This is a genomic window from Gluconobacter sp. Dm-73 (assembly GCF_018256215.1).
Taxonomy (GTDB): Bacteria; Pseudomonadota; Alphaproteobacteria; order Acetobacterales; family Acetobacteraceae; genus Gluconobacter; species Gluconobacter cadivus.
Genome location: NZ_JAERLW010000007.1, coordinates 24,018 through 35,973 on the forward strand (window position 1 = coordinate 24,018; position 11,956 = coordinate 35,973).

An 11,956-nucleotide genomic window follows, 5' to 3' on the forward strand; every position below is an offset into this window, starting at 1 on the left:
ATGCGCCAGATGATTCCTGCCAGAAGGAGGTTTCAGTGACTTACGACTTTACACCGCTGTTTCGCAGCGCGATCGGTTTCGACCGTCTGGCCACAATGGCTGGCAATGTTGCCAATGCTCAGGCCCTTCCAAGCTATCCCCCCTACAATATCGAAAAAACCGGCGAGACGAATTACGTTCTGACGATGGCTCTTGCGGGCTTTCGGCCTGAAGACGTGGATGTTGTTCAGGAAGACAATACGCTTGTCGTGCGCGGGAGCGTCCCGGAGAATAATCGTGACCGGGAGTGGTTGCATCGCGGTATCGCCACCCGGGCCTTTGAGCGCCGTTTTGTGCTCGCCGATCACACGGAAATCGATCAGGCAGATCTGGTGAATGGCCTGCTGTCCATCATGGTTCGGCAGGTCGTGCCGGAAGCTGCCAGGCCGCGCCGTATTCCGGTTCGGAACGGAACGGGGCAGACTGCTCCGTCTGGAACTGTTTATACGGCATAAGCTATAGGAGGGGTGCATCTTAAAAATGCGCCTCTCCGTTTTGGTGCTTGACCATCGCGGCTTTGGTGGCCCATACCCGTTTGCATTATCGCAGAGCATCCAGCAGGTGCCGCGATCATATCCCGGGCGGGATTGTTTCCTCGCCGGATACGCCTGATCGGTGCCTGCGGAAGCTGGCTCCCTCCGTGTCCCAGCAAGGAACGCATCGACATGACCCTGCCTTTGATGCCCAAGGCGACGGCCGTCTGGCTGATCGAGAAAACCGGCCTGACTTTCACGCAGATCGCAGAATTCTGTGGCATGCACCCGCTTGAAGTTCAGGCGATTGCAGACGGCGAAGTTGCGGCCGGAATCAACGGCTATGATCCGGTCAAGAACCACCAGCTTGCCGATGCCGAAATCAAGCGCTGCGAAAAAGATACCAACGCACGTCTGAAAATTATGCCGACGGCCAGCCCTGTGAAGCGTCGCGCCAAGGGTGCGCGCTATACGCCGGTTGCCAAGCGCAATGACCGTCCGGATGCCATTGCGTTCGTTCTACGCCAGTTCCCGCAGCTCTCCGAAGCCCAGATCGTCAAACTGCTTGGCACGACCAAAGACACCATCATTAAGGTCCGTGACCGCCAGCATTGGAACAGTGCCAACATCAAGCCGCGCGACCCGGTGATCCTTGGTCTGTGCACCCAGACCGACCTTCATGCCGCCGTTACGGCTGCGAATGACCGTCTGGCGCGCGAGGGTCATGCCCTGCCGGTCGTGGAAGCCTATGTGCCGGACAGCGACAGTCACGCCTGAACCGGGATGAATGCCTGACGGGTACTGGTCCGGTGCCCTTCAGGCATGATACTGCATTGGAGAGAGTGGAAAGAATCAGTCTCTCCACAATGCCTGACTGTTCTCCGGGACCGGATGCCATGATGACTGACGACAATGCCATGCTGAAACGCCTGCACGAACTGCGCAGCGAGCATCGCGATCTGGATACTGTCATCGAGCGTCTCGTCCATCATCCCCTCAACCAGCTTCAGCTTCAGCGCCTCAAAAAGCGCAAGCTTCAGCTTAAAGATGAGATTTCGTGGATCGAGACCCGTCTCATCCCGGATAATATTGCCTGAATGAGCCAGATCCTCTCCGCCGACGAAACCCTTCAGGGTGACATGCCGATCCGCGTTGGCGTTATCATGGGAAGCCAGTCCGACTGGGACACCATGCGCCATGCCTGCAACATTCTTGACGATCTGGGCATTGCCCATGAGCGACGGATTGTGTCTGCACACCGCACCCCTGACCGTCTGGTGGAATACGCCAAGACGGCGCGTCGGCGTGGGTTGCATGTCATTATTGCGGGCGCTGGCGGGGCCGCACATCTTCCGGGAATGTGCGCGGCATGGACGAGCGTTCCTGTGCTGGGCGTTCCCGTCCAGAGCCGGGCGCTGAATGGCCAGGACAGTCTGCTGTCCATCGTCCAGATGCCCGGTGGTGTTCCGGTGGGGACGCTGGCGATTGGCAAGGCTGGTGCCATCAATGCGGGCCTTCTGGCAGCGTCGATCCTCTCGGTTTCCGATGGGCAGGTCATGGCGCGTCTGGATGCCTGGCGGGCGACGCAGACGGCTGCGGTGGCGGACGTTCCTGTCGAATGAACACACAGGACGTTTTTGCGCCCGGTAGTACGATCGGGATTATTGGCGGTGGCCAGCTTGGTCGCATGTCTGCTGTTGCTGCATCGAAGCTCGGCTATCATGTGCATGTTCTGAGCCCGGATTTCCCAAGCCCTGCCACGGAAGTCGCGTCTTCTGTTACTGTGGGGGCGTATGACGACCCTGCCGTGCTTGAGGATTTTGCCTCCCGTTGCGATGTGGTGACGTTCGAATTCGAGAATATCAGCGCCGAAGGTCTGGCATTTCTGGAAAAACGTCGTCCGGTGCGTCCGGGAGGCGACATTCTTCGGATCAGTCAGGAGCGGATTGCGGAGAAGACGCGTCTTTCCGAAATCGGTGTCAGCCTTGCGCCTTGGCGTGCAGTTAATGGTCCCGAGGATCTGCATGAGCTGGAAACGCTGGGTTTCCCGCTGATTCTCAAGACGACGCGCTTTGGTTACGATGGCAAGGGTCAGTTCCGCGTGCCGGATGCCGAAGCTTTGACCGCCTTGGACGATCTGCCCTACCCGCTTGTTGCGGAGAAGATGATCGACTTCGAGCGTGAGCTGAGTGTGATGGTTGTGCGTGGTCTGGACGGGACTGTGCGCTGTTTCGATGCGGTGGAAAATCGCCATCGGAACGGCATTCTGGATGTGACGCTCGCGCCTGCCCGCGTTATGCCTGATATTGCCCGACAGGCGCAGGATATGGCGGCACAGATCGCGGAAGCGCTGGGGCTGGTCGGGATGATGGGCGTGGAAATGTTCCATGCGGCGGATGGAAGCCTCATGGTGAACGAGATTGCACCCCGCCCGCATAATTCCGGTCACTGGACCATGGATGCGTGTCTGGTGGATCAGTTTGAGATGCATGTTCGTGCAGTTACGGGGCTGCCGCTGCCGCCTGCGCGCCGCCATTCCGATGCGGTTATGCACAATCTGATCGGCCCGGAGGACATGGCGCGGGTTCCGGCCATTCTGGCGACGGATGGAGCGTCGCTCCATCTTTATGGAAAGTCGGAGGCGCGTGAAGGCCGGAAAATGGGTCATGTAAACACCATTTTTCCGCGTGGCGCTCTTCCCGGAGAACTGGCCCTCAAGGGGCTTCTGCCGCCTCGGGGGTGAAGGTTCAGAGCAGGTTGCTGCGTCGGAAACTGGTGTGGCGGCCATTGCCGATGATGAAATGGTCCGCGATCGTGACGCCGACCACATCCAGCGCGGCCTGAACCTGCATCGTCATCTGAAGATCGGCTTCTGAGGGTGTGGGGTCGCCGCTTGGATGGTTATGGACCAGAACCAGAGCACTCGCGCCAACTTCCACAGCGCGTCTGGCCACCTCGCGCGGATAGACGGGCGTATGGTTGACGGTACCTCTGGCCTGAGCCTCGTCAGCGATCAGGCTGTTCTTCTCGTTCAGAAACAGGATCCGGAACTGCTCGATATTTTCCCGGGCCAGACGGGCCGTGAGGTAATCGAGGAGTTTCTGCTCGCTATCGAGGACGTCTTCGGGTGGAAGGCGTGCCCTGTTGTAGCGCAGGGCTGCTTCCTGAAGGAGGCGGATCATCGGCACCATGTGCGTGCCCATATTCGTGATGCTTTCAAGTTCACGGTTGCTGGCGGAAAGAACGGCAGCTAGCGATCCAAAACGGGCAAAAAGCGTATGTGAAAGTTCGGCGCTGCCCTCCTCCCGCCCTGCGAACAGGGCGGTCATCAAATGAAGAAGGGTCGCATCATCGAGATGGCGCCCCCGGCCCGTCAGAAGGGCGAGTGGCGGTTCTAGTTTCGAAGGAGGCTCGGTCAGGGCCGTGATCTGTCTCAGATCGGCCGATGAGAGGCCGACCATGCCATCCGAAAAGCCGCTCGTCTCACTTTCCATCCTACAGCAATCCTTCCTGACGCAGGCTGGATGGTGGTCCGTTTCCTGTGATGAGCACGTCATGCAGCGTGATGGACAGGGGACGCATTGCAAAATCCAGCTGTCGGGCTGTCTGTGACAGATCGGTCGGGCGCTCTGTCGGGCGGACGTAAAATCCGATCAGGGCCGTAGCGTGCAATGCGAGCGCCCGGATGGCGATGGCGCGGTTGCGTTCGCTTGGCGTATCGGCGTCGGGTGCGGTTTCGTCCGCCAGCAGCCGGTTGCGGTTGTCGAGATAGAGTAATCGGAACTGTCCTGATACCCCTCCCTCGAGCGCCTGATCGAGATAGGTTACGAGCTGATCCCAGTTGCTCAGTGTCGGACGTTCGCGCTGTTCCGAAGACGCCAGCCGTTCTGCCGCAACGCCGGGGAGGCGCAGGACACGGATGGCGTCGTCTTTCAGGCCCGCTGCCCGTAAGGCCTGCGTTGGAGCACGAAAGACCTCGACCAGACTGCCGAAATGTCCGATCAGTCCTTTGGCGAGCGGCTTCGTGTCCTTGCGCGGTACGCCGGCAAAAAGAAGCATTTCCAGAATTTCATAGTCTGCCAGCGTGCTCGCACCAGTGTTCAGTACGCGTGCGCGCATTCTGGCCCGATGTCCCTGTGGACCGGTGCCGCGTGTCAGATCGATCCGGGGATAGGTGTTGGCCATGACGGTATCTCACTCTATATCGGGAGTGTGCCGCAAGACCTTCCTTCCCCCACGCCTGCCTCCGCGCCCGAGTATCTCTCCCGCCTCAACCCGGAGCAGAGACGCGCCATCGAGACGACCGAAGGCCCGCTCCTCATTCTGGCGGGTGCGGGAACGGGAAAGACGCGCGTTCTGACGACGCGGTTTGCCCATATTCTCCTGACCGGACGTGCTTATCCGAGCCAGATTCTGGCCGTGACCTTCACGAACAAAGCCGCACGCGAAATGCGCGAGCGTGTCAGCGCGATTCTGGGTGAGCCTGCGGAAGGGCTGTGGCTGGGGACGTTTCATGCGATCTGCGCGCGGATGCTGCGGCGTCATGCGGAATATGTCGGTCTGACCAGCAGCTTCAATATTCTCGATACAGACGATCAGATCCGCCTGCTCAAGCAGATCATGGAGCCGTGGAAGATCGATACCAAACGCTGGCCGCCGAACCAGCTCATGGGCATCATCCAGCGCTGGAAAGATCGCGGACTGACGCCCGACCGGGTGACACCGGCTGAGGATACAGATTTTGCGAATGGGCATGCGCTGGCGATCTACCGGGCATATCAGGAGCGTCTGATTGCGCTCAATACGTGCGATTTCGGCGATCTGATGCTGCACATGACGGAGATCCTGCGGAACCAGCCGAATGTTCTGGCGCAGTATCACCGGATTTTCCGCTATATTCTCGTGGACGAGTATCAGGATACCAATACCGTTCAGTATCTGTGGCTGCGTCTGCTAGCCAAGCGCGAGCATGGACCGTCCAACATTGCGTGCGTGGGGGATGACGATCAGTCCATCTATTCCTGGCGTGGGGCGGAAGTTGAGAACATTCTGCGATTCGAAAAGGATTTTCCGGGCGCGGAAGTGGTGCGTCTGGAGCGCAATTACCGCTCGACAGCACAGATCCTCGCGGCCGCGGCTGGTCTGATCGCCCATAATGAAGGGCGGCTTGGCAAGACGTTGCGTCCGGGCCGCGAAGACGCTGATGGCGAGAAGGTTCAGATCATCGGCGTTCGTGATTCGGATGAGGAAGCGCGAATCGTAAGTGGGGCGATTGAACGCCTGCGTGCTGACGGGCACCCGCTTTCGGAAATTGCCATCCTGATGCGGGCCGGGTTCCAGACACGACCGTTTGAAGAGCGGCTGATGCTGATTGGGATTCCGTATCGCGTCGTGGGCGGCCTGCGATTTTACGAACGCGCGGAGATCCGGGACTGTCTGGCCTATCTGCGCGTTCTGTCGCAGCCTGCGGATGATCTGGCGTTCGAGCGGATTATCAATGTTCCCAAGCGTGGCGTTGGTGCAGTGGCCGTGCAGAAGCTGCATGGTCAGGCACGGGCGCTCCCCGGCCCGCTGACGGCGGCGGTGAGTTGGCAGCTTCAGGAAGGGCTGCTCAAAGGCAAGTCGAAAGAGGCGTTGGACGGGCTGATGGGCGCGTTCCAGCGAGCCAAGGCCACGCTGGAGACCGAAGGTCACGTCGTTGCGGCTGAACAGCTTCTTGAAGACAGCGGCTATCTTCAGATGTGGCGGGACGACCGTTCCGTCGAGGCTCCGGGCCGTTTGGACAATATCCGCGAGCTTCTGCGCGCGATTGGCGAATTCGGAACGCTTCAGGGATTTCTGGAGCATGTGGCGCTCGTCATGGATACCGAAAGTGAGACGTCTGACGACAAGGTCAGTCTCATGACACTGCACGGCGCCAAGGGGCTGGAGTTCGACACGGTGTTCCTGCCGGGCTGGGAGGAAGGCGTGTTCCCGTCCCAGCGGTCGCTGGACGAAGGTGGAAACCGGGCGCTGGAGGAAGAGCGGCGGCTGGCTTATGTCGGGCTGACTCGCGCGCGGCGTCGGGCCATCGTGCTGCATGCGGCCAGCCGACGCATTTATGCGAACTGGCAGTCTTCAATGCCGAGCCGCTTTATTGAGGAAATTCCGTCCGAGCATGTCCAGATGAATGGGCAGGCTTTTGAGACGCGGCGTCAGGCTGCGGCGTCCCCGTCCATGTTCGCGTCGGGGCCACTCACCAGCACGCGCCCTTCAGGGTTTCGTGCCCCGCGCCCGAAGCTTCATGACGTGAAGCCGGAGCCGACCGTTGCGATCGGGGCGACGGTTTTTCATCACAGGTTCGGTGAAGGCACGGTTATCGGTGCTGACGGACCGCAGTTGCACATCAATTTTGAAAACGGTGGCGTCAAGCGCGTCATGTCAAACTTTGTGGAGATCAGATCGTGATGGCACCCCGCAGCATTGGCCGTCGCCATGCCAGTGCGCTCGAAACCCTGTCCATCACGGTTGAAGAGCCTTTTGTTCCCCTGTTTGAGCAGGCGCTGATGTGTGCCTGCGAAACGGTCGGTATTTTCGAAGCCGATGACGCGCAGAAATACTGGCGTGTGGAAGGCGTGAAGGATACGGGCTTCAAGGAAGACGAGCTCGAAAACGCTCTGGCAGTTGCACGGATGCTGACCGGCTGTGAAGCGGAGCTTGAACGCACCCCGACCGAATCTGAAGGCTGGCTGGCCCGGACTTACGAATCTTTCCCGCAGCAGAATGTTGGCAAGCGCTTCGCCATTCGTGGCACCCATCTTCATGGCGCGCCCGATCAGTCCCGTCTGACGATTACACTGGATGCCGGGATTGCCTTTGGTTCGGGCGAGCATGGGTCGACGCGCGGCTGTCTGCGGGCTCTGGAGATGGTGGCGTATCGCAAGCCGCAGCATATTCTGGATATGGGCTGTGGGTCTGGCATTCTGGCCATGGCTGCGGCAAAGCTGCTGCACCGTCCGGTTCTGGCGGTCGATATCGAGCCCTGGTCCGTCCGGACGGCCAAGCTCAACGCGCGGCTGAACGGTCAGGGGAATCTGCTGGACTGCCGTTTTGGTAATGGCTGGCAGACCGAGGCCGTACGCGCCAAGGCACCGTATGATCTGGTTTTCGCCAACATCCTTGCGCGCCCGCTGTGTCGGATGGCGCAGTCTCTGGCGCTGAATCTTGCGCCAAACGGAACGGCCATTCTGGCCGGGCTGCTTTATAGTCAGGCGCGGATGGTTCTGGTGGCGCATCAGCGTCAGGGTCTTGTGCTGGAGCGTATTCTGCGTGAGGGCGACTGGGCCACGCTGATCCTGCGTCGCCGCGGCTGATGAATCCACAGCGTGCATTACCGGTGATCCGAAGCGCCGGTCAGGACGACCTTCCGGCAATTCTACGGATTACCAATGATGCCATCGAGCACACCGATGCGCTCTGGATCACGACCCCCTTTACGCTGGAGCAGAGGCGTCAGTGGTTCGAGGACAGGCTGGCGCACGGATATCCCGTTCTTGTTGCTGTCGATATGGCTGGCGAAGTGATGGGATATGGCTCTTACGGGTCTTTCAGATCTTATGAAGGCTATGCCCGTACAGTCGAACACTCGGTTTACGTTTCACCTCTGTATCAGCGTCGGGGCATTGGTCGCGCTCTTCTGTTTACCCTGATTGAGCATGCAAAACATGCTGGATTTCACGTCATGGTGGCTGGGATCACGGCGGATAATGTTGCGTCCGTTGCGATGCATCGCGACTTTGGCTTCCAGGCCTGTGGAATACTTCCACAGGTGGGGCGCAAGCGTGATCGCTGGCTTGATCTGTTGTTCATGACACTCTGCCTCAACGATATGTCTTCTGTGGAAAAGGACTTTTCATGACCCTGTCCTCCATCCCGCTCAACGAGCGCCCTGCCCTCGTTCGCGCAGCCTGCAAAGCACTGGGCGTTGACGGTTTCATCATTCCGAGGGGTGATGAATATCTGGGCGAGTATGTTGCCCCCTGTGCCGAGCGTCTGGCGTGGCTGACGGGCTTTACGGGAAGTGCTGGTCTTGCCGCCATTCTGCCGGACGTAGCCGCCGTTTTTTCCGACGGGCGTTATACGGTGCAGTTGGAAGAACAGGTTCCGCATGATCTGTGGGAGCGGCGGCATATTTCTCTGGAACCCCTCTCCGACTGGCTGGCGGAGCAGGCGAACGGGCTGAGAATCGGGTATGATCCGCGTCTGGTGAGCCAGTCCATGCTGGCGTCATGGCAGACGCCGGGTGTTGAACTTGTCGCGCTGGCGCATAATCCGATCGATCAGGCTTGGGTAGACCGTCCAGAGGCCCCTGCCAGTCAGGTCATGGCGCAGCCTTTGGAGTTTTCTGGCGAAAGCAGTGCCGACAAGCGCCTGCGTTTGGGGCAGGCTCTGAGCCAGGCCGGGCACGATGCTGCCATCATCGCAGACTGCACCTCGCTGGCATGGCTGTTGAATATTCGTGGCAGCGATGTTCCTCTGACCCCTGTCGCGCATGGCTATGCCATCCTGCACGCTGACGGAACGGCCGAATGGTTCGTTTCATCGGAGCGTCTGGCGGCCGGCGTGATGGATGTCTGTGGTTCGGGTGTGACAGTTCATGCCCCTGCGGAACTGGCAACGCGTCTTGAAGCTCTTAAGGGTAGAACGGTGCGCGTGGACCCGGTTTCGACGGCCGTGTGGTTCGATACCACGCTTCAGGCTGGCGGTGCGACGGTTGTGGACGGAACGGACCCTTGCACGCTTCCAAAAGCGATCAAGAACAGTGTTGAGCAGGAGGGCGCGCGTCAGGCCCATGCCCATGACGGCGTCGCAATGGCCCGCTTCCTGTATTCTCTCACGGTATCGGGGATTGGCCAGCACGAGACGGATCTCGTCACGCGGCTGAACGGTCTGCGTGCCCGCTCCAATGATTATCGGGAACAGAGCTTCGATGCCATTTCCGCGGTTGGGCCGAATGGTGCTTTCCCGCATTATCGGGCGCAGGTCGGTCATGATCGGGTTCTGGAAGCAGGCAGCGTCTATCTGATCGATAGTGGTGGTCAGTATCCGTTCGGCACGACGGATATTACCCGCACGCTGTGGGTTGGGGATCAGGAGCCACCAGCCAATGTGCGGGAAGCGTTTACGCGCGTCCTGAAGGGCAATATCGCCCTCTCCCGCATTCGTTTTCCGCCCGGCACGACCGGGCACAGGCTGGATGTTCTGGCACGCGCTGCCCTGTGGCAGGTTGGGATGGACTACGATCACGGGACCGGACATGGCATCGGAAGCTATCTGTCCGTTCATGAAGGCCCGCAGAACATCTCCCCTGCGCCGCGTCCTGTTGCGCTTGAAGCAGGCATGATCGTTTCCAACGAGCCGGGATATTACGAACCGGGGCAATATGGAATCCGGATCGAGAACCTGATGCTGGTGCGCCCGTCTTCGTTCAAGGGCAGCAAGGGCGCATTTCTGGAGTTCGAGATCCTCAGCTACACGCCGATTGATCGTAAGCTGATTGATGTGGCGCTGCTGAATGATGCCGAGCTGAACTGGCTGAATGCATACCACGCCGAGGTTCAGGCGCGGGTTTCGCCGCATGTCGAACCAGAAGTCGCAGAGTGGCTGGCGGAGGTCTGCAAACCGCTCGTTCGGTAAAGTTGCAGGCATAACCGTTTTTTTACCTTTCCCGATCATAGATAGAAAAATGATCGGGAAAGTTCGTTGTCTTGCTGCTGCCATGACGCTCTCCGGTGTGCCGGTTGCGAAGGCTTTTGATGTCTCATCTGTCTGTAAAACGGCGGTGCAAGCTGCCGAACAGCAGGCAGGAATACCGCCTCGTCTTTTAGACGCCATCAGCCGTGTGGAGAGCGGGCGGCGGGACCCGAATGGTTCGGCGACCGTCGCCTGGCCTTGGACCGTCAATGCGGCTGGAAAAGGGTATTTCTACGAGAGCAAGGACGAAGCCATTGCGGCGGTGCGGGACTTTCAGGCGCACGGCATCGTTTCGATTGATGTAGGCTGTATGCAGATCAACCTGCATCATCATCCGGATGCTTTTTTTTCGCTTGAAGATGCTTTTGATCCGTTCAGCAATGCCCGCTACGGTGCCCGTTTCCTGTCTGGACTGCATAACCAACTTCAGGGCTGGCCCGCGGCGACGGCAGCCTACCACTCCCTCACCCCGGCCCTCGGTGCGGACTATGCCCGGCATGTGCTGGCTATCTGGAACGGACAACCTGACAGCTACAGGCCGCCTGATTTTCTGCCGCAGGTTGTCATGACAGCATCAGGTCTTCAGGCCATGCTTCCTGCCGCCCGACCTGCGCCCTATTTTGCGCTGAACCGACAATCCGGATTTTCCGAACGTCCGACGCCGCGCATGGAAGCCATGCCGTCTGTTCATATGGTGTCTTACGCGCCACCGCCCCGGATTATCCATCACGCCGTCGGTCAGGCCGGGAGCGCTCTGCCTGTGCATGGCGGACGGGATCTTGCATCCTATCGTGCCATGCCGGTCCGGCTTGCGTGGCGTCAGCACTGATCAGAACCCGGACCAGCCACCCCCCGCTCCTGCATATGCTCCATGACGGGATGAGTGATGTCGGGTGATTGAGGCACTGCCGTCATCAGACGTATGAGCGCAGGCTGATAGTCCCAGAAGAATTATCAAGATCGATGTGCGAAACATCATTTTTCAGCGCACCTTAACACTTTGAAACGCTTCGTTAGAGAACCCGGACCAATTTAGTTCGTTTTAGAGCTTCATGAGTGGAGAGAAATCATGAAGTTCCTGTTTTGCCTGTTCATCGGCGCACTTACGGCCCGGATGTGGTTCCGTGTTCTGGCCAATACATCATGGCGCTCCGTGTTGGCGGAGAGCAGGACGATCTGATTAGAAAAACTCCGGGGCTTCAGGGCGTGAGGCATCAAGCCACCCCTGAAGCATATAAGCGGCGGCCATCTTGTCGACGACTTCGGCGCGGCGCCCTCGTGTCATGTCGGCATCCTGAATCAGGAAACGGTTGACGGCACTGGAAGACAGTCGTTCGTCCCATAGTCCTGCGGGAATCCCGAGACGTTCGGACAAAGCCTGCGTCCAGTCGGAGGCCGCACGGGCTGCAGGGCCAAAAGATCCATCCAGTGAAAGCGGCAGTCCGACAACAAGGGCACCGACGTCCTGCGTGTGGACGATCTTGGCAAGTTCCTGAGCGTTTTCTCCTAGTTTTCTGCGCTTGAGGCCGAGCAATGGGGAGGCCAGCATGAGAGAAACATCCGTCAGCGCGACGCCGATGGTCTTCGATCCGGGGTCCAGCCCGAGGATGCGCTGACCGGATTGAACGAGATTACGGAGATCATGTGGATTGAACAGGGGCATAGCACGGCGTTATGATCCTCTCGAAGGCTGAAAAGCCACCATAAAATTT

At 59.3% G+C, this 11,956-nt stretch carries 13 protein-coding genes; 10 read left to right on the forward strand and 3 right to left on the reverse strand.

The features are described from left to right. The first annotated feature begins 35 nt into the window (after window positions 1-35). The 5 genes from JK176_RS08945 (at window position 36) to JK176_RS08965 (ending at window position 3,255) form a co-directional block, all read left to right on the forward strand. Entirely contained in the window at window positions 36-494 is a 459-nt protein-coding gene (locus JK176_RS08945; RefSeq protein WP_349291921.1) for an Hsp20 family protein, read from the forward strand. A 210-nt stretch (window positions 495-704) separates the two neighbouring features. After that, complete coding sequence (locus JK176_RS08950) at window positions 705-1,289, forward strand: DUF1013 domain-containing protein (RefSeq protein WP_211587517.1); 585 nt, start codon at window positions 705-707, stop codon at window positions 1,287-1,289. A gap of 119 nt (window positions 1,290-1,408) precedes the next feature. After that, complete coding sequence (locus tag JK176_RS08955) at window positions 1,409-1,609, forward strand: YdcH family protein (protein WP_011253895.1); 201 nt, start codon at window positions 1,409-1,411, stop codon at window positions 1,607-1,609. Further along, window positions 1,610-2,134, forward strand: a complete 525-nt coding sequence (gene purE / locus JK176_RS08960) for a 5-(carboxyamino)imidazole ribonucleotide mutase (RefSeq protein ID WP_194268619.1) — start codon at window positions 1,610-1,612, stop codon at window positions 2,132-2,134. Next, entirely contained in the window at window positions 2,131-3,255 is a 1,125-nt protein-coding gene (locus tag JK176_RS08965) for a 5-(carboxyamino)imidazole ribonucleotide synthase (RefSeq protein ID WP_211587518.1), read from the forward strand. The genes purE and JK176_RS08965 overlap by 4 nt, the downstream gene beginning before the upstream one ends. Before the next feature lie 4 nt (window positions 3,256-3,259). Here the strand turns inward: JK176_RS08965 and radC are convergent, their stop codons facing one another. Further along, window positions 3,260-4,006 (reverse strand): RadC family protein, encoded by a 747-nt coding sequence (radC, locus tag JK176_RS08970; RefSeq protein WP_249194379.1) that lies wholly within the window; start codon window positions 4,004-4,006, stop codon window positions 3,260-3,262. Between the two features lies 1 nt (window position 4,007). Continuing rightward, a complete protein-coding gene (locus JK176_RS08975; protein ID WP_249194381.1) occupies window positions 4,008-4,631 on the reverse strand; it encodes a RadC family protein in 624 nt (207 codons plus the stop codon). A 93-nt stretch (window positions 4,632-4,724) separates the two neighbouring features. On the opposite strand from JK176_RS08975, the gene JK176_RS08980 reads away from it, so the two are divergent. The 5 genes from JK176_RS08980 to JK176_RS09000 are packed head-to-tail and all read left to right on the forward strand — an operon-like array spanning window position 4,725 to window position 11,073. Then, window positions 4,725-6,959, forward strand: a complete 2,235-nt coding sequence (locus JK176_RS08980; RefSeq protein ID WP_211587623.1) for a UvrD-helicase domain-containing protein — start codon at window positions 4,725-4,727, stop codon at window positions 6,957-6,959. Further along, window positions 6,959-7,864 (forward strand): 50S ribosomal protein L11 methyltransferase, encoded by a 906-nt coding sequence (locus tag JK176_RS08985; RefSeq protein WP_211587624.1) that lies wholly within the window; start codon window positions 6,959-6,961, stop codon window positions 7,862-7,864. The genes JK176_RS08980 and JK176_RS08985 overlap by 1 nt, the downstream gene beginning before the upstream one ends. Further along, window positions 7,864-8,409: a GNAT family N-acetyltransferase gene (locus tag JK176_RS08990; protein ID WP_211587520.1), complete on the forward strand. Its 546-nt coding sequence runs from the start codon at window positions 7,864-7,866 to the stop codon at window positions 8,407-8,409. Before JK176_RS08985 ends, JK176_RS08990 begins: the two co-directional genes overlap by 1 nt. Further along, entirely contained in the window at window positions 8,406-10,187 is a 1,782-nt protein-coding gene (locus JK176_RS08995) for an aminopeptidase P family protein (protein ID WP_211587521.1), read from the forward strand. The genes JK176_RS08990 and JK176_RS08995 overlap by 4 nt, the downstream gene beginning before the upstream one ends. A 49-nt stretch (window positions 10,188-10,236) precedes the next feature. Further along, on the forward strand, window positions 10,237-11,073 hold the full coding sequence (locus JK176_RS09000; protein WP_211587522.1) for a lytic transglycosylase domain-containing protein: 837 nt from the start codon (window positions 10,237-10,239) through the stop codon (window positions 11,071-11,073). 351 nt (window positions 11,074-11,424) lie between these two features. On the opposite strand, the gene ruvX is transcribed toward JK176_RS09000, so the two are convergent. Then, window positions 11,425-11,907, reverse strand: coding sequence for a Holliday junction resolvase RuvX (gene ruvX / locus JK176_RS09005; protein WP_211587523.1), 483 nt, complete (start codon window positions 11,905-11,907; stop codon window positions 11,425-11,427). Window positions 11,908-11,956: the final 49 nt, after the last annotated feature.

Excerpts from the sequence above, each read along its gene's own strand:
- purE (WP_194268619.1), top strand. The coding sequence starts at position 1,610 with ATGAGCCAGATCCTCTCCGCCGACGAAACCCTTCAGGGTGACATGCCG.
- JK176_RS08965 (WP_211587518.1), top strand. The coding sequence starts at position 2,131 with ATGAACACACAGGACGTTTTTGCGCCCGGTAGTACGATCGGGATTATT.
- JK176_RS08985 (WP_211587624.1), top strand. The coding sequence starts at position 6,959 with ATGGCACCCCGCAGCATTGGCCGTCGCCATGCCAGTGCGCTCGAAACC.
- JK176_RS08995 (WP_211587521.1), top strand. The coding sequence starts at position 8,406 with ATGACCCTGTCCTCCATCCCGCTCAACGAGCGCCCTGCCCTCGTTCGC.
- radC (WP_249194379.1), bottom strand. The coding sequence starts at position 4,006 with ATGGAAAGTGAGACGAGCGGCTTTTCGGATGGCATGGTCGGCCTCTCA.
- JK176_RS08955 (WP_011253895.1), top strand. The coding sequence starts at position 1,409 with ATGATGACTGACGACAATGCCATGCTGAAACGCCTGCACGAACTGCGC.
- ruvX (WP_211587523.1), bottom strand. The coding sequence starts at position 11,907 with ATGCCCCTGTTCAATCCACATGATCTCCGTAATCTCGTTCAATCCGGT.
- JK176_RS08950 (WP_211587517.1), top strand. The coding sequence starts at position 705 with ATGACCCTGCCTTTGATGCCCAAGGCGACGGCCGTCTGGCTGATCGAG.
- JK176_RS08975 (WP_249194381.1), bottom strand. The coding sequence starts at position 4,631 with ATGCGCGCACGCGTACTGAACACTGGTGCGAGCACGCTGGCAGACTAT.
- JK176_RS09000 (WP_211587522.1), top strand. The coding sequence starts at position 10,237 with ATGATCGGGAAAGTTCGTTGTCTTGCTGCTGCCATGACGCTCTCCGGT.
- JK176_RS08990 (WP_211587520.1), top strand. The coding sequence starts at position 7,864 with ATGAATCCACAGCGTGCATTACCGGTGATCCGAAGCGCCGGTCAGGAC.